Source organism: Pilosibacter sp. YYHA0881 (genome assembly GCF_051602715.1).
Classification (GTDB): Bacteria; Bacillota; Clostridia; order Lachnospirales; family Lachnospiraceae; genus Alitiscatomonas; species Alitiscatomonas aceti.
Genome location: NZ_CP175657.1, coordinates 2,521,379 through 2,538,595, shown reverse-complemented (window position 1 = coordinate 2,538,595; position 17,217 = coordinate 2,521,379). Strand labels below are relative to the sequence as shown.

Annotated in this window: 15 protein-coding genes; 14 read left to right on the top strand and 1 reads right to left on the bottom strand. The window is 42.1% G+C overall.

The features are described 5' to 3' along the window. Nucleotides 1–56 precede the first annotated feature (56 nt). From ACI6NM_RS11825 to ACI6NM_RS11760, 14 genes are all read left to right on the top strand, one after another. Nucleotides 57–1,925, top strand: a complete 1,869-nt coding sequence (locus tag ACI6NM_RS11825) for a polysaccharide biosynthesis protein (protein WP_438501103.1) — start codon at nt 57–59, stop codon at nt 1,923–1,925. 174 nt (nt 1,926–2,099) lie between these two features. Beyond that, nucleotides 2,100–3,326 carry an aminotransferase class I/II-fold pyridoxal phosphate-dependent enzyme gene (locus ACI6NM_RS11820; RefSeq protein WP_262426638.1) on the top strand — a complete coding sequence of 409 codons (1,227 nt, stop codon included), beginning with the start codon at nt 2,100–2,102 and terminating at the stop codon, nt 3,324–3,326. Beyond that, nucleotides 3,320–4,006 carry a sugar transferase gene (locus tag ACI6NM_RS11815; RefSeq protein WP_262426636.1) on the top strand — a complete coding sequence of 229 codons (687 nt, stop codon included), beginning with the start codon at nt 3,320–3,322 and terminating at the stop codon, nt 4,004–4,006. The genes ACI6NM_RS11820 and ACI6NM_RS11815 overlap by 7 nt, the downstream gene beginning before the upstream one ends. 211 nt (nt 4,007–4,217) lie before the next feature. Next, on the top strand, nt 4,218–5,267 hold the full coding sequence (locus ACI6NM_RS11810; RefSeq protein ID WP_438501102.1) for a glycosyltransferase: 1,050 nt from the start codon (nt 4,218–4,220) through the stop codon (nt 5,265–5,267). 21 nt (nt 5,268–5,288) lie between these two features. Beyond that, on the top strand, nt 5,289–6,602 hold the full coding sequence (locus ACI6NM_RS11805) for a nucleotide sugar dehydrogenase (protein WP_262426634.1): 1,314 nt from the start codon (nt 5,289–5,291) through the stop codon (nt 6,600–6,602). Continuing rightward, complete coding sequence (locus ACI6NM_RS11800; RefSeq protein WP_262426633.1) at nt 6,603–7,340, top strand: polysaccharide deacetylase family protein; 738 nt, start codon at nt 6,603–6,605, stop codon at nt 7,338–7,340. Beyond that, entirely contained in the window at nt 7,328–8,251 is a 924-nt protein-coding gene (locus ACI6NM_RS11795; RefSeq protein WP_262426632.1) for a DapH/DapD/GlmU-related protein, read from the top strand. The genes ACI6NM_RS11800 and ACI6NM_RS11795 overlap by 13 nt, the downstream gene beginning before the upstream one ends. Before the next feature lie 16 nt (nt 8,252–8,267). Continuing rightward, nucleotides 8,268–9,341 carry a Gfo/Idh/MocA family protein gene (locus ACI6NM_RS11790; RefSeq protein WP_262426631.1) on the top strand — a complete coding sequence of 358 codons (1,074 nt, stop codon included), beginning with the start codon at nt 8,268–8,270 and terminating at the stop codon, nt 9,339–9,341. Beyond that, a complete protein-coding gene (locus ACI6NM_RS11785) occupies nt 9,341–9,838 on the top strand; it encodes an acyltransferase (RefSeq protein WP_262426630.1) in 498 nt (165 codons plus the stop codon). The genes ACI6NM_RS11790 and ACI6NM_RS11785 overlap by 1 nt, the downstream gene beginning before the upstream one ends. Nucleotides 9,839–10,032: 194 nt before the next feature. Beyond that, the gene (locus tag ACI6NM_RS11780; RefSeq protein ID WP_262426629.1) at nt 10,033–10,959 is read left to right on the top strand and encodes a glycosyltransferase; all 927 of its coding nucleotides are present in this window, start codon (nt 10,033–10,035) and stop codon (nt 10,957–10,959) included. A 24-nt stretch (nt 10,960–10,983) separates the two neighbouring features. Continuing rightward, nucleotides 10,984–12,060 (top strand): EpsG family protein, encoded by a 1,077-nt coding sequence (locus ACI6NM_RS11775; RefSeq protein ID WP_262426628.1) that lies wholly within the window; start codon nt 10,984–10,986, stop codon nt 12,058–12,060. A gap of 16 nt (nt 12,061–12,076) precedes the next feature. Then, nucleotides 12,077–13,180, top strand: coding sequence for a glycosyltransferase family 4 protein (locus ACI6NM_RS11770; protein WP_262426627.1), 1,104 nt, complete (start codon nt 12,077–12,079; stop codon nt 13,178–13,180). A gap of 81 nt (nt 13,181–13,261) precedes the next feature. After that, nucleotides 13,262–14,677, top strand: coding sequence for an MATE family efflux transporter (locus ACI6NM_RS11765; RefSeq protein WP_262426626.1), 1,416 nt, complete (start codon nt 13,262–13,264; stop codon nt 14,675–14,677). A gap of 33 nt (nt 14,678–14,710) precedes the next feature. Next, nucleotides 14,711–15,838, top strand: coding sequence for a DegT/DnrJ/EryC1/StrS family aminotransferase (locus tag ACI6NM_RS11760; RefSeq protein ID WP_262426625.1), 1,128 nt, complete (start codon nt 14,711–14,713; stop codon nt 15,836–15,838). Between the two features lie 160 nt (nt 15,839–15,998). Here the strand turns inward: ACI6NM_RS11760 and ACI6NM_RS11755 are convergent, their stop codons facing one another. Beyond that, the gene (locus ACI6NM_RS11755; RefSeq protein ID WP_438500874.1) at nt 15,999–16,985 is read right to left on the bottom strand and encodes a hypothetical protein; all 987 of its coding nucleotides are present in this window, start codon (nt 16,983–16,985) and stop codon (nt 15,999–16,001) included. Nucleotides 16,986–17,217: the final 232 nt, after the last annotated feature.

Genomic DNA, 17,217 nt, shown 5'->3' with positions numbered 1-17,217 from the left:
GGAGGGACAGCCCCCTGGCTCCGGCCCATGAAAACAACGAATCCGAGGAAGATCTGATGTACGAATTTCTGGAAAAATACCTGCCCAGGGACAAGCGCGTCCGCATGGGCATTTTAATGGCCGCAGACGTTTTTGCGCTCTGCCTGGCCTCTTTTTTAGGCCTTTTTGTCCGGTTTGACTTAAATATTTCTAAGATCCCGCCGGAATACGCCCGGGCGGCCCTGGAGTTCCTTCCCTATTATATCCTGGCTTCCCTAGTGATCTTCTTCCTGGCCCGGATGTACTCCACCATGTGGAGCGTGGCCGGGGTCCGGGAGGCCCTCCATGTGGTGGCGGCCTGCGGCCTGGCCTCCCTGGTGCAGATCGCCGGGATGGTGCTCTTACGGCTTTCCGTGCCCAGGAGCTTCTTTTTAGTGTCCTTCGCGGCCATCTGTGCCGAGGAGCTGGGGATCCGCCTGTCTTACCGGGTGGTGATCTCCTTATTCGGGAACCACAGTAAAAAGGCGGCAAAGCGGATCATGATCGTGGGCGCCGGGACCTCCGGCTCTGTGATCTTGAAGGAGATGACCACCAGTTCCCTGGTCAACGGCTGCGTGGTCTGCTTTGTGGATGATGATAAGAACAAGGCCGGGAAGTTCTTAAACGGCGTTCCCGTGGCCGGGAACCGGAACGACATCCCGCGGCTTGCGGAAGAATATAAGATCGATGAGATCTACATCGCCATCCCCTCCGCCTCCGCCAAGGAGCGGAAGGCCATCATCGAGATCTGCCGGGAGACGGGCTGCCAGGTGAAGATCCTGCCGGGCATCTACCAGCTGATCAACGGCGAGGTGAGCATCGCCAAGCTCCGGAACGTGGAGATCGAGGACCTTTTAGGCCGGGATCCCATCCGGGTGAACTTAGACGAGATCATGGGCTACGTCAGCGGAAAGGTGGTCTTAGTGACCGGGGGCGGCGGCTCCATCGGAAGCGAGCTGTGCCGCCAGGTGGCGAGCCATAACCCGAAGCAGCTGATCATCTTCGATATCTACGAAAACAACGCCTACGACATCCAGCTGGAGCTGAAGGAGAAGTATCCGGACCTGGACCTGGTGGTGCTCATCGGCTCCGTCCGGAATACCCACCGGATCGAGACGGTGTTTGAGAAATACCGTCCCGACATCGTGTACCATGCGGCGGCCCACAAGCATGTGCCCCTCATGGAGGACAGCCCCAACGAGGCCATCAAGAACAACGTGTTCGGTACATATAAGACGGCAAAGGCGGCGGATAAATATGGAACCAGTCGTTTCGTGCTGATCTCCACGGACAAGGCCGTGAACCCCACCAACATCATGGGGGCGTCCAAGCGGATGTGCGAGATGGTGGTGCAGATGATGAACGCCAGGTCGAAGACGGACTTTGTGGCCGTGCGGTTCGGAAATGTACTGGGAAGCAACGGGTCCGTGATCCCGCTCTTTAAAAAGCAGATCGAACAGGGCGGTCCGGTGACGGTGACCCACCCGGATATCATCCGGTATTTCATGACGATCCCGGAGGCAGTGTCTCTGGTATTACAGGCCGGGGCCTATGCAAAGGGCGGGGAGATCTTCGTCCTGGACATGGGGGAGCCCATGAAGATCCTGGACCTGGCGAAAAACCTGATCCGGCTGTCCGGGTACACACCGGATGTGGATATCCCCATCGTGTTCACGGGCCTGCGGCCCGGGGAGAAGTTATATGAGGAGCTTCTCATGAACGAGGAAGGGATGCAGGATACGCCCAATAAGTTAATTCATATCGGGAAACCCATCGAGTTCGATATGGAGCGGTTTGAGGGGCAGCTGGAGGAACTTTATGTGACTGCCAATGAGGACGGGGACGGGATCCGGGAGGATGTGATGCGGATCGTGGGGACGTACCATCCGGCGGGGATAAAGTCCTGACCATGACAAAGTGGAAACTAGGAATATCCGGAAGAACCGAAAAACGTCAAAGGATAAAGGAGTGGCTGTAAAGCCACCCGCAGGAGAAGACCGGTCGCTGCCAGCAGATACAGCTGGCAGCGATTTTTCATTAAAAAACTGTATTTGCAGAATTTCAAGGGGGAAGAAGCTATGATGAAGATCCCATTTTCACCGCCCGATATCACAGAGGAAGAGATCCAGGAGGTGGCAGAGGCTCTGCGTTCCGGATGGATCACCACGGGACCAAAGACCAAGGAGTTTGAACGGAAGATCGCAGATTACTGCGGAGTGAAACGTGCGGTATGCCTGAACTCGCAGACTGCCTGTGCAGAAATGGCCCTGCGTATTCTGGGGATCGGACCGGGAGACGAAGTGATCACCTCGGCATATACCTATACGGCTTCCGCCTCTGTGATCTGCCATGTAGGAGCCCGTCCGGTCCTGGTGGATACACAGGCAGATTCCCTGGAAATGGATTATGAGGCACTGGAGAAAGCAGTTACAGAGCATACAAAGGCCGTGATCCCGGTGGATATCGGCGGGATCCCCTGCGACTATGACCGTATCTTCTCGATCGCGGAAAGAAAAAAAGCTCTGTTCCGGCCCGCAAACCAGCTGCAGGAGGCCATGGGGAGGATCGCGGTATGTGCAGATGCTGCCCACTCCTTTGGGGCAGAATGGCATGGAAAAAAGACAGGAAGCATTGCGGATTTCTCATCCTTCAGTTTCCATGCAGTCAAGAACCTGACCACAGCCGAGGGGGGAGCCCTTACGTGGAACCCGATCCCAGGAATCGGGGATGAGGATATATACCATCAGCTCCAGCTGTATTCCCTTCATGGGCAGTCCAAGGATGCCCTTGCAAAAACCCAGCTGGGAGCCTGGGAATATGACATTGCCGGGCCATGGTACAAATGCAACATGACAGACATCATGGCTGCGATCGGCCTGGCCCAGCTGCGCAGATATGAGGGGCTGCTGATGAGGCGGAAGGAGATCATCCGGCAGTACGACCAGGTCTTAAGGCCTGTGGGAGTGGGCACTCTGGAGCATTACACCAGCGGCTGTACATCGTCCGGTCATCTGTATCTGACATGGATCCCGGGGATCAGCCTGGAGCAGAGGCAGGAGATCATTGTAAAGATGGCGGAGGCAGGTGTCGCCTGCAATGTCCATTACAAACCGCTTCCGATGATGACTGCATATAAAAATATGGGGTTTGATATAAAGGATTACCCCAATGCATATGGACACTTTGTAAATGAGATCACGCTTCCGCTCCACACAAAGCTGTCGGATGCGGAGGTTACATATGTGGCAGAAACCTACGCCAGCGTTGTGAAGCCGTATATCCAGAAAAGGGAGAAGGGGACATGTTAAGGCGCTGGGAAGAGCTTCCGGAGTTCATGAGGACCGATGCGGTGCGTCCTTACTACAAGGCACTGGAAAAAAAACGGTACAGCCTGTATCTAAAGCGGCTGTTTGACTTTTCCATGTCCAGTGTCATGCTCATCCTCCTCTCCCCAGTCCTGCTGGGACTCGGGATCTGGATCCGGATGGACTCGGAAGGTCCTGTATTCTATCGCCAGAAACGGATCACCCAGTATGGAAGGCCCTTTGAGATCTATAAGTTCCGGACCATGGTCGTCAATGCAGACCGGATCGGAAGCCAGGTGACGGTCGGGAAGGACCCCAGGATCACACGGGCCGGTTCCTTTCTCAGGGGATGCCGCCTGGACGAACTTCCGCAGCTGATCAATATCTGGAAGGGCGAAATGACTTTTGTGGGGACCCGGCCGGAGGTACCGAAATTTGTTAAGGAATATACGGATGAGATGTACGCCACACTGCTGCTGCCGGCAGGAGTGACCTCCATGGCCAGTATCTGCTATAAAGACGAGGAACGGATGCTGCAGGGGGTCTGTGGAGAGGAGGCCGACCGGGTTTATGTGGAGAAGATACTGCCGGAGAAGATGAAATGGAATTTTATAGAGCTAAAGAAAACGTCTATCATAAGAGACGTACAGGTGCTTTTTAAAACAGTAGCGGCGGTAATTTAAGAGGCTCTCTGCGCGATGGACGGAAAGGACTCATATTTAGATGAAAATCTTATTGATAAATCATTATGCTGGCAGTCCGGAAATGGGAATGGAATTCCGGCCTTATTATATGGCCCAGGAATGGATCCGGCAAGGCCATGAGGTTGATATCATTGCAGCCGATTATTCCCATCTGCGTAGAAAAAATCCCAAAGTACAGAGGGACTAGCAGATAGAAGAAATAGATGGGATCCGTTATCACTGGCTTCGGACCGGAGACTATGACGGAAATGGAGTGCGGCGTGCGCTGACGATGTTCCGTTTTGTCGGAAAAATATGGCTGAAGGCAAAAGTGATTGCGAGGGAATGGAAACCGGATGTGGTCATCACCTCCTCTACCTATCCATTGGATACCTATGCTGGACAAAGGATACGGAAATATTGCTTAAAGAATATTAAGCTTATACATGAGGTTCATGATATGTGGCCAGCCACTTTATATGAAGTGGGGGGAATGTCCAAGAGACATCCTTTTGTAGTTTTAATGCAGTTTGCAGAGAACTCAGCATATCAGCATTCAGACCGGGTTGTGTCATTATTACCACATGCAAAATCTTATATGATAGCTCACGGGATGGATGCAGAGAAATATGTATGTATTCCTAACGGTGTGGTAGTAAGTGAATGGGAAAATCCAGCTCCATTGCCAGAAATACACAAAAATTTTTTTGAGGAGCATAAAGGTCAGTTTATTGTTGGATATTTTGGCGGACATGCCCTTTCAAATGCACTGGATATACTTTTAGATGTGGCAAAGAGAATAAATGATTCCCAAATATCCTTTTTACTGGTTGGAGATGGAGTAGAAAAGAAAAACCTACTTAAACGAAAAGAGGAAGAAAAATTAGATCAAGTTCATTTCCTTCCGGCAGTATCCAAAGCCAGTATACCAGAATTGCTAAAAAGTATTGACTGTATATATATAGGAGGAGCCAACTCTCCATTATACCAATTTGGCTTATGCCCTAATAAATTATTTGACTCTATGATGGCTGGTAAACCTATCATTTTTGCATTTACAGCACCAGAAACTGCTGTTGAACAATATAATTGTGGATTAAGAATAAATTCTGGAGATACGGAGGGAATTGTTCATTCTATAAAAGATATAAAAGAATTAAGCTTAGAACAGCGAAGTGTACTAGGAGCAAACGGAAAAAAAGCTGTTCTTGAACATTTTACTTACAAAAAACTTGCCAAAAACTTTGAGGCATTATTTTAAAGAAAATGAGGGTGTATGATAATGAAAAGCAAACTTCTTCATAAAATTGAAAACAGAGAAATTATAGTTGGTGTTATTGGTTTAGGTTACGTCGGTCTTCCCCTGGCAGTAGAAAAGGCAAAAGCCGGTTTTAAAACTATCGGTTTCGATGTCCAAAAGGAAAAAGTGGATTTAGTAAATACTGGTCATAATTATATTGGAGATGTCGTTGATAGTGATTTAAAGAAACTGGTAGATGCAGGAACCCTTTCTGCTACTACGGATTTTTCTTTTGTAAAAGATGTAGATTTCATTGCGATCTGCGTTCCTACCCCACTAGATGCCCACCAGCAGCCAGATATCAGCTTTGTAAGAGCTTCTACCACAGAGGTTGCCAAATATCTTACAAGAGAAACTATGGTCGTTTTGGAGTCTACCACATATCCAGGAACAACCGAAGAACTGATTAAACCAATTCTGGAGGAAGGCTCCGGCTTGAAATGTGGGAAAGATTTTTACCTGGGATTTTCCCCAGAACGCGTTGATCCCGGCAATCTGATTTATAAAACCAAGAATACTCCCAAGGTTGTCGGTGCAATCGGGAAGGATGCAACCGAGGTGATCGCCTCCATGTACCGGGCTGTTTTGGAGGGGGATGTATATGAGGTGTCTTCTCCAGCCATTGCGGAAATGGAAAAAATTTTGGAGAATACATATCGCAATATCAATATCGGTCTGGTCAATGAATTGACCATGCTCTGTAACAAAATGGGAATCAGTATGTGGGAAGTTGTGGACGCTGCCAAAACAAAGCCCTACGGTTTCCAAGCCTTTTATCCAGGCCCAGGGCTTGGAGGTCACTGCATTCCTTTGGACCCCTACTACCTGTCCTGGAAAGCCCGTGAGTATGGTTTTCATACATCAATGATTGAAACCTCTATGATGATTAATGACAGGATGCCCGAATATTGTGTAGAACGAGCAGGAAAAATTCTAAACAATCACGAAAAATCGTTAAAGAACAGCAGAATCTTGGTCCTCGGTGTGGCCTATAAACAGGATATTGACGATTATCGGGAGAGTCCGGCAATCCGTGTGATTGACGAGTTACACAAGGAACAGGTATTAGTTGACTTCTATGATCCCTGGATTCCTGAGTATAAAGAAAATGGGAAGGTAATGGCAGGTCTTACAGAAATTTCACCCGAGATCATTGCCTCTTATGACCTGGTTATGATTACCACTGCCCACAGCAATGTGGATTATGCCATGGTACAGGCAAATGCAAAGGCAATCTTTGACACAAAAAATGTAATGAAGGATATCCATCCCAGAGAAAATATTGAGGTTTTGTAAATGCAGTTTAACTATCAAAGCTATCTGAAGCTTCTATCACTTCTAAAAGAAAATGCGTATTCATTTGCTGATTACCACAATTGGAGCGAAAAACAGCGCTGTGTAATTCTCCGGCATGATATTGATAACTCCCCTGAGAAGGCATTAGAGATGGCTATGTTGGAGTATTCAGAAGGTGTGCAGAGTACATATTTTGTACTGTTAACAAGTGATTTTTATAACATATTTTCCAAAAGAACTATAGAGTGTTTAAGGACTATTAGAAAATACAGACATGAAGTGGGGATTCATTTTGATGAAACTCAATATGAAATTGCGAATACAGAGGAATATGCCTTCTTAATTAAAAAGGAGGCTTCTATCCTGTCTGAAGCCATCGGAGTGCCAATAACGACTGTATCTATGCATCGTCCATCCGAAAATACATTGGAGACTAATTTAGAGATTCCTGGAATGGTTAATAGTTACAGCCGACTTTTCTTCAAGGAGTTTAAGTACCTCTCTGATTCAAGGAGGCACTGGCGTGAGCCAGTTGAGGAAATTGTCAGAAGTAATCAATATGAACGCCTCCATATCCTAACACATGCTTTTTGGTACTCCAAGCAGGAACAATCCATCCATGATACAGTTTATAGGTATGTTAATTCTGCTAACATGGAACGTTACCTAACATATAAAAATAATATCTCAGATATGGACTCGATTATGATGAAAGGGGAAGTACTGTGTATCAAATAACAGCAGAGGAGATCCTTACATTTATCAAATCAAACACGGATTATCAGATAAATTTTTCTGGAAGTCCCCACACTTCCATTGATCATTTTTGTTCATTTTCAAATGTAAGTTCTAATTCCATTACATGGATAAAAAACCCTGTAAATCAGAATCTTTCAGTACTGGAATCGGTGGCAGATGTCCTGGTTATAGTGAAATCTCCTTTTGAGTTAAGCAATAAAACAATCAGTTTTTTTCTCACACCGGAACCCAAAGCGGTGTTTTTTCGAGTATTAGAGCATTTCTGGGCTAAACCACCAGTTACAGAAAGAGCAGATACTGCAGTAATTGAATCCTCGAATCTTGATGATACGGTATCCGTTGGCCATCATAGTTTTATAGGGAAGGATGTGAGTATTGGGCCGGGAACGTCCATCGGACATAATGTTTCCATTTTTAATCATGTTACGATTGGTAGTAACTGTCAGATTCATTCGGGAACAGTGATTGGATCGGATGGTTTTGGCTATTTTATTGACCATGATGGAATCCCTCAGAAAGTAGGGCATTACGGGGGGGTTGAGATTGGTAATGATGTAGAAATTGGAGCATGCAGCTGTATTGACAGAGGAACTCTTGATAATACCGTCATCAAGGATCATTGTAAGATAGATAATCTTGTTCATATTGCCCATAACGTCAAGTTAGAGGAATCAGTGATGGTTATTGCCGGTTCTGTTATATGCGGGAGCGCTGTTTTAAAAAAGAAGAGTTACGTGGCACCTGGAGGAATTGTAAAGAATCAGTTGGAGATTGGGGAAAATGCTTTAGTTGGCATGGGAGCAGTTGTAACAAAATCTGTAGTCCCCAATACAGTGGTTGTCGGAAATCCGGCACAAGTTTTAAGACAGGTGCAAGAAAATGATAAATAATGGGAGGAGCATACAGATGAGATACGCATTGATCGGCTGTGGCCGGATTGCCACAAACCATATGAAGGCAGCGGTAAATAACCAGTTAGAAATTTCAGCTGTTTGTGATGTGGTGCAAGAGCATATGGAAGTACTTCTTGCAAAGCACGAGTTACAGAACGATATGTCTATCCTGCGCTATACAGACTATAAGAGCATGATACAGGAAGTAAAGCCGGACCTGGTCAGTATTGCGACAGAAAGCGGAATCCATGCAGAGATTGCTCTTTTCTGTATCGACCATGGAGTTCATGTGATCATTGAAAAGCCTATGGCTATGAGTATTTCTGATGCCAATGAAATCATCCGGCATTCCGAAGAAAAGCATGTGAAGGTAAGCGCGTGCCATCAGAACCGGTTCAACATCGCTGTACAGGAAATGCGACATGCGTTAGAAGCAGGACGTTTTGGACGTTTATCTCATGGATCTATCCATGTACGCTGGAACAGGAATCAGGGATATTATGATCAGGCTCCCTGGCGCGGAACATGGGCGCAGGATGGCGGTGCACTGATGAACCAGTGTATCCATGGGATCGACCTTCTCCGCTGGACCTTCGGCGGTGAGATTGAGGAGGTATATGGCCAGACACGCCAGCAGTTCCATGATTATCTGGAAGCTGAGGATGTGGGAATGGCAGTCGTAAAATTTAAAAATGGGGCAATTGCCACAATTGAGGGAACCACCAATGTATATCCAAAGAATCTGGAAGAAACTCTGTATATCTTCGGGGAAAAGGGCACTGTGAAAATTGGTGGGACCTCTACAAATAATATTGATGTCTGGGATTTTGCGGACGAATCTGAGGCAGATACAAAAAATAAAGGACTTCAGGAGGAAACCAGCAACGTATATGGAAACGGTCATACCAGCCTGTTTGCAGACATGATCGACGCGATCCAGAATGACCGGAAGCCATATGTAGATGCATATGCCGGTCGGGATGCATTGGAGCTGGTACTGGCGATATATAAGAGTCAGAAGGAAGGCCATGCTGTAAGGCTGCCATTAGAAAACTTTGCAAGTACAGATATGGAAGGTGAGTTTTAATGGGAAAGAATTATTTTGTTCACGAGAGCAGCTATATTGATGATGATGTAGAAATCGGAGAAGGAACAAAGATCTGGCACTTCTGTCATATCCAAAAAGGAGCCCGGATCGGAAAGAACTGTTCTCTGGGACAAAATGTGAATGTTTCTAATCATGTAATCATTGGAAATAACGTTAAAATTCAAAACAATGTTTCTGTTTATGAAGGTGTAGAGTTAGAGGATGGGGTCTTTTGCGGCCCCTCCTGTGTTTTTACGAATGATCTGACACCTCGGGCAGAGTTTCCGAAGGGAAGTACAGGCTATAAGAAAACGCTTGTAAAGCATGGTGCCAGTATTGGTGCGAACGCAACAATCGTGTGTGGGAACACAATTGGGGAATATGCCATGGTAGCTGCGGGGGCTGTTGTGACAAAAAATATAGAGCCTTATACGTTAGTGGCGGGAGTGCCGGCAAAGGCGGTTGGGAGGGTAGATAAAAAAGGGAATTTGATATAGGGGGTATAGCATATGAAAAATTTTTTTATATCTGTTGTGAATAGTATTCATACGGTATGATCGGTAAATACTTTGTGGAACAGTAGGATATTATTATTTGTATTACTGCCGAGTCATACAGCAGAATCTAATGTGACCGATAATAAAAGTTTATGTGAGATAAAAATATACTTATAAACGAGGAGATTAACCAAATGACAGGCATTGTAGTATTAAATTATAATACCTATGACGCAACCATAGAATGCATCAGTGCAATTGAAAAACGAATTAAGTGTGAATACAAAATATATTTAGTAGATAACGCATCAGAGGAGTCCTGTAAAGATAAACTAAAAAATAAATATTCATCTAATTGCAATGTAAATACCATTTTTCTTGATAAAAATCTAGGCTATTCTGGAGGAAACAATGTTGGGATTAGCACTGCAATCAACGAAGGAGCATCTGAAATACTAATTCTAAATAGTGATGTTATCATTTTAAATGATATTGTGAGTATCATGAAAAAGGAATTAAGTTCAATGGTGGCAATAGTTGGACCTAAAATATATACACCAATGCGAGAAAATGGACAATTTCTTAGGAAAAACTATACATTTGCATCTGCTCTTACAGATAAAAAACCATTTTATTATGTAAGGAAGATATTCCCCAAATTAGATAGTTGTTATTCAGTCAAAAATTGGGATGCATCGATTACGTTTGAAGGTATGGTTTCAGGTTGCTGTTTTTTGATTTCATCGGATGTGTTTAAACAAATAGGACTTTTTGACGATAATGTCTTTTTATATGCAGAGGAATATATTTTAGGTAAGAAACTACAAAATGTAAATTTAATGGCATGTTATTGCCCCGAGGCTATAATTGTACATAATCATGGCGCCTCAACCCGTAAAATCGGTAATGGTTTCTCTGACTATCATAGATACGCAAGTCTTTATTACTGTTTTAAAAGATATTGCAATCCCTCCAAATACCAAGTTAATACTATTAGATTCTTGACGTTAACTAATTTTTTCTTGAAGTCATTTTTCCATCCAGATTTTAAGGAAAATTATATAAGGTTAAGAACAAAAGTAAAAGAAATCGACAACGGACAATTCAAAATTGTTTTTTAATCCTCAAGTAGAAAGCAAAGAAATATGTATACTTTATTTTTTTTGATATATACGTTTGTGGCATTCTTCAACTGGTTTATCTGCATTCAAGAATATCGTTTTACATGTGCTACAAAAACAGTTTTTCTTCTGTTTAACATACTTACAATAAGTTTTTTAATGGCTCTACGACCATTAGAAGTCGCTGATACATTAGGATATGTAGAGATTTACGAACAATCAGATGCTATTAATGAATTGAGTTTCCGATTTGGACTTCGTTACAAAGGAATAGAATATTGCTTCGTCAAATTAATGTCTATTTTTAAGAAATTAGGCTTCCATTTTAGAGTTTTTTTTGGAATTATATCAAGCTTAACATGCTATTTAATGATAAGCGGAATGAGTCGGTGTGAAAAGGCTATTACACATAGAAAAAGTTCTAATTTAATAACCATCTGGACTATTTTTCTGTTTTATTGTGGTATGCATTACTGTGGAATTGCTATAAGAAGTGGACTAAGTATAGCGTTAGGTTTATGTGCAGTTGCTGATTGGCATGAAAAGAAAAAAATACGCAGTATATTGCTGTTGGTTTGTTCTATATGTATGCATTCTATGGGTACATTATTTATTTGTATTTTAATACTAGGTAGCCTAAAAATTAGGGGATATATTAAAGGTTTTATTATCGAATGGGGAATATTGTTTTTGGGTCTTCTTTTAAATGCTAGTCAATTAATTATTTCAACAGTAGCTGGAATAGCATTATCATTCTTTCGTTATATGGGAATACAAGGGTTTGATAGCTATTTATCCACATTTGACTATCAAGTAGGCTTAACTGATTGGTATATGCTTATATTAATTGGGATAATTATATTAATCTGCAATATTAACAACATTTTTTTCGAAAAAATGTCAGCAATCGTTGGAGTTGGATTAATAATTCTCGGAATTGCATATCCTATACGAGCAATAAACAGAGCATATGATTTTTTTATTATATTTATTATTCCTATTATTTCCAGTAATATTGCCCTATCTAATAAAAATAAGCGTATTTTATTATGGATTATGATGCCACTACTATATGTTATTCAGTTTAAAATGTGTTATTGACACCAAGGAGGAAACTGTGAAAAAATATTCTATCTGCCATATTTGTTCTTATTACGAAACTCCTATTTTTTGTGATCTGGTAGCGAACCAAAAGGAATTTACCAATTCAAGGGTGTTTTATTATCAATATTATGGACACTCTTTTTTTAATGGTGATGCTGAAAATGTAGATAGATGCCCATGTTATAATTATATAGATAGATTTTTCTTTTTTGTAAAGCAAAATAAAGCAATTAAGAATTATAAAAGGATATATGTAAACTATAAGTTTGATTTGAATTTTTCTCATTCATTGTTTACCAATGGGTACGTAGCATACACAATAAAAAAAGAGTGGGGAACTCCATATATAGTTACTATACAAAATACAGATTTAAATATTTTTTTTAAATATATAGTATTCCTGCGAAAGCTTGGTGTTGAAATTCTTCGTAACGCATCTTCCATTATTATTTCTTCAAAAAGCTATGAGGAAACTTTATTAAAAAAATATATACCATCCAAATATCATAATGAAATCCAAGAGAAAATACATATCGTCCCATACGGAATTGATAATTTTTATTCATCCCATAAAAATGTGAATAGAAAGGAAATGGATAAAAATATTAGAATCCTTTCAGTTGGAAGGATTAATAGAAATAAAAATCAGTTATTAATTTGCAAAGCGACTAAACAGTTAATTAATCAGGGGTATCCAATCCATGTGGATATTGTAGGTCCATGTGTTCAACCTTATTTACTAAAAAAAATACAAAAATATGACTTTGTCAGTTACTTTGATTATATGAGTAAGGAACAATTAATCGAAAAGTATCGCGAAGCAACAATATTTGTTTTAACATCTAAGACAGAAACCTTTGGATTAGTCTATGCAGAAGCTTTAAGCCAAGGTTTGCCTATAATTTATACTAAGGGAGAAGGCTTTGATAAGCAATTTCCTGAAGGAGTTGTAGGATTTCACACAAGATTAAATACAAATGATTTGGTGTGTGCCATTAAAAAGGTAATTAATTCTTATAATATTATACAAAATCAATGTGTACACGCTTCTATAAAGTATGATTGGGATAGAATAAACTCTTTTTATAAAGAAATATATCAAGATTCTTTGAGTTAAAATGTTATAGAAAAACAAATTAATGTATTTTATAGTTGGATTCGGAAGAGGTTAATAAAAGTATATTGGGAGTAAGCTTAATTGTATCAAGGAGTATCTATATTTATAAAAAAATTATCATATGTTACGTTTGTACAGATATTTTCCATGCTAGTTAGTGCAATTCTAACAGTATTCGTCCCTAAGTTATTACGCATAACGGACTATGGATTTTGGCAATTGTTTATGTTTTATCAAGGATATATAGGTGTATTTCATCTTGGATGGAATGATGGAATATACCTCCAGATAGGAGGAAAAAAGTATGAAGAGCTAAATCGAAAAGAGCTCTTTTCACAGCTGATTTTGCTTTCGGGACTACAGATCATTTTTGCATATTTTATTATTTTGGGAAGCTATTTATTTGAATATGATTATAATAGAAAGTACATATTTTGTTGTCTTGCGATTTCTCTTGTCATTAGCAATATAAGACTTTTTTTTCAATATATACTTCAAGCAACCTCAAGAATCAAAGAATTTTCAGTATCTATTTTTGCAGATAGGATTACATATCTATTTTTTGCCTTATATGGTTTGTTTGTGTTGGGAAATAGCTATAAAATTTTACTAATTGGAGATATTATTGGTAAAACTATATCGTTATTAGTCTTGATATTTTTCTGCCGTGATATAGCTTTTAGAAGAATTTCCGATTTTGATTTTGATATTAAAGCTGTTTTCAATAATATTCATATTGGAATAAAATTATTATTTTCTAATATGGCAAGCATGTTAATTACTGGTATTATTAGATGGGGGATTGAATATAACTGGAGCATTGCTGTTTTTGGAGAAATATCTCTAAGTTTGACTTTAGCTCAAATTATGATTACCTTCATTAATATGATAGGAATTATTATCTATCCAATGTTAAGAAATACTAATGAAAAGGATCTTGGTGTTTTATACTCCAATGTACGGCTTATACTACAAATATTTATTTTCACGATTTTAATATTTTATTTTCCATTTTCTAAATTGCTTATATCCTGGATCCCCGCATATAAAAAAAGCATTGAGTATATGGCGTTATTATGTCCAATTCTTTTTTATGAGTCAGAAATGGCTTTACTTAATAATACTTATATGAAAGCTTTACGTATGGAAAGAATAATGATGAATATTAATATAAAAGTTACAATTATTAGTGCGGTTTTAACGTTTATATTCTGCTTTTGGTTGAAAAATCTTTTACCAACAATACTTTCTGTTCTTTTTTTGTTGCTTTATCGATGCTATCTATGCAAAAAAGAGATTGAAAAAAAATTGAATCTCTATGATACTTTTTGTTTGTTGGAGTTCCTATTTCCAATATGTTTTGTACTATTTCATTTTTATCTTGGTGGTATATTGGGATGGAGTATGTATATAATATATCTTATTTTTTTTATAATTCACAAAAAAAAGGATATTAAATACATATATTCTTCTATTGTAAAGCTGAGCAATTATTAATTTTTTTATATATGGGATAGAAAGGAACCAACCATGCAATTTCGCGACCTAAAAAAACAATACGAAGCCCTAGGCCCCTCCATTGACGCCCAAATTCAGAGTGTCATCACCTCCGCCTCCTTCATCAGCGGCCCCCAGGTAAAGGAACTGGAAACCCAGCTTGCAGAATATACAGGCGTAAAGCACTGCATTACCTGTGGTAACGGCACGGATGCCCTTTCCATGGCCCTCATGGCTTGGGATATTAAGGAGGGGGATGCTGCATTTGTACCAGATTTCACCTTCTTTGCCAGTGGTGAGACCGTGTCCTTTGAGGGGGCTACCCCTGTTTTTGTTGATGTGGACAAAGATACTTTTAATATGGATCCAGATCGGCTGGAAGAGGCGATTAAGCTTGTCCTGGAAGAAGGGAGACTGATTCCGCGTGTAATTATCACCGTAGATCTGTTTGGTTTACCGGCAAACTATCCGAGAATCCGGGAAATAGCGGACCGGTATGGCCTTAAGATTCTGGAGGACAGTGCTCAGGGATTTGGTGGTATGATCGGAAAGAAACGGGCCGGGATTTTTGGAGATATGGCTACCACCTCTTTCTTCCCGGCGAAGCCGTTAGGATGTTACGGGGATGGGGGAGCTATTTTTGTCAATGATGATGAAACAGCTGCCTATCTGGAATCCATCCGTGTGCATGGAAAAGGCTCGTTTAAGTATGACAATGTACGTATCGGCTGGAATTCCAGACTTGATACACTTCAGGCCGCCATTCTTCTGCCAAAATTCAAGGCTTTTTGTGAATATGAACTGGATGCTGTAAATCATGTAGCGGAAAAATATACAGAGCTGTTAAAGGATATTGTAAAAACGCCTGTAATACCTGATGGTTATTTATCCAGTTGGGCACAGTATACGATTCAGTTGGAGAATCGGGAAACTCGTGATGGTCTTCAGGCATTTTTAAAGGAAAAGGGAATACCGACCATGATATACTACCCCAAACCCATGCATAAACAGAGGGCTTTTGCGGATCTTACTGTATATCAAGAGTGTCCGGTAACAGAAATGCTGTGCCAGACCGTTCTATCCTTGCCCATGCATCCGTATATGGAAGAAAAGGATATTATTATCGTTGTCGAGAATATCAAAGAGTATTTTGCAAAATAAAATTTTCTATCTCTCCAAAGCCCCGGACAATCAGCAGTCTTTTAGCACACAACTTCGCTGATCAGCCGGGGCTTTCGCATTTTACCAAGCCTTCATATCTCGAACCACGTCTCCAAAGCAGTCTCATCGATTCACACACAGAAACCACCTTGTGGCTGTTTTATCCCTGCCTCACCTCACACTCCATCCCCCGAATCACTCTCTCAATCGTCTCCTCATCCCTCTCCAGCTCATCTGCGATCTGGGAGATGGACTTTCCTTTCTGAAGCTTAGTGCGGATAAGGCTTTTTATCTCATCCTCGCGTCCTTCCAGGATTCCTTCCCTGCGTCCCTCAGTACGCCCAGCGGCATGGCCCTCCGCGTGTCCTTCTGCGATCCCTTCCTTCCGCGCCTCGGAGGCGATGGCCTTCCGCATCAGCGCCAGTTCACGCTCCTCATCATACTCAAATATACTCACTGCGATCACCTCCGCTCGGTTCCTGGAGAGGAAATCCGAAAGGATCCCCTCCCGGATGCATTCTGTGACAGCCCGGTGCACCGCCTCCTGGACCGCCATGGTCTTCGCATGAAGCCTCACCCGCTCCACAAAGAGCATGTACTCTTTTAAGGTCTGGCAGGTGTCCAGAAGCTCCTTGTTCTTCCCGGGTGCGATCTTTAAAACCTTTACCTTCAGCTCCAGCCCGGGGTCCTCGGTGGGATGTTCAAAGGAATCGGAGATCTTCAGGACACAGGAATCGCCGATCTCCTTATCCCCATTGTAGAACACCACAAAATTTGGGGTGGGGATCTTTACCAGCTGGGGCGCGTAAAGAGATTGGTCCCGGGTAAGAACCTGATATTCCTTTGCCGCGTAGAACAGGTTACGGAGCGGCATGTTGGGGTTCCAGGTGGACTGGTGCTCGTAAAGGTTCAGCTGGAAGTTCACCAGAAAAGCCACATCGTTTTTCATGTTCATGTACACGGCATTTTCCAGGGTCACCACAGTCAGTTCCTCTGGGGAATCGTAAGATGTTCCATTTACCGCGTTGTAAAGGCTTAAAAGCCGGTCCCTGTCCTGAAACAAAAGCCGGAACAAGGTGTCTTTGTAGTCACGCCGGGGCTTGGGGAGCCGTGCCGGAGCCTGGACAAGGTCGTTCATAGGATTCATTTGTCCTCCTTTCGCAGGAGAACTGGAGATCTCCTGCTTTTCAAATTTTAATAAGGGAAAAGCATAGATCTTCTGAAATGAATAAGACTCTCCAGACGGCCGGAGCGGCCGGGAAAATAAGAAATATATGCTTTGTGCCAGTGTAGCACACTTAAAACGGCAGTGCAAGGGTGTACGGGATAAAATCTCTGGGAAACGCCGGACCATGGAATAAACAGCCCACCGGGCAAGC

Coding starts and splice junctions, on each gene's coding strand:
- ACI6NM_RS11825 (WP_438501103.1), top strand. CDS start 57: ATGTACGAATTTCTGGAAAAATACCTGCCCAGGGACAAGCGCGTCCGC.
- ACI6NM_RS11820 (WP_262426638.1), top strand. CDS start 2,100: ATGAAGATCCCATTTTCACCGCCCGATATCACAGAGGAAGAGATCCAG.
- ACI6NM_RS11815 (WP_262426636.1), top strand. CDS start 3,320: ATGTTAAGGCGCTGGGAAGAGCTTCCGGAGTTCATGAGGACCGATGCG.
- ACI6NM_RS11805 (WP_262426634.1), top strand. CDS start 5,289: ATGAAAAGCAAACTTCTTCATAAAATTGAAAACAGAGAAATTATAGTT.
- ACI6NM_RS11800 (WP_262426633.1), top strand. CDS start 6,603: ATGCAGTTTAACTATCAAAGCTATCTGAAGCTTCTATCACTTCTAAAA.
- ACI6NM_RS11790 (WP_262426631.1), top strand. CDS start 8,268: ATGAGATACGCATTGATCGGCTGTGGCCGGATTGCCACAAACCATATG.
- ACI6NM_RS11785 (WP_262426630.1), top strand. CDS start 9,341: ATGGGAAAGAATTATTTTGTTCACGAGAGCAGCTATATTGATGATGAT.
- ACI6NM_RS11780 (WP_262426629.1), top strand. CDS start 10,033: ATGACAGGCATTGTAGTATTAAATTATAATACCTATGACGCAACCATA.
- ACI6NM_RS11775 (WP_262426628.1), top strand. CDS start 10,984: ATGTATACTTTATTTTTTTTGATATATACGTTTGTGGCATTCTTCAAC.
- ACI6NM_RS11760 (WP_262426625.1), top strand. CDS start 14,711: ATGCAATTTCGCGACCTAAAAAAACAATACGAAGCCCTAGGCCCCTCC.
- ACI6NM_RS11755 (WP_438500874.1), bottom strand. CDS start 16,985: ATGAATCCTATGAACGACCTTGTCCAGGCTCCGGCACGGCTCCCCAAG.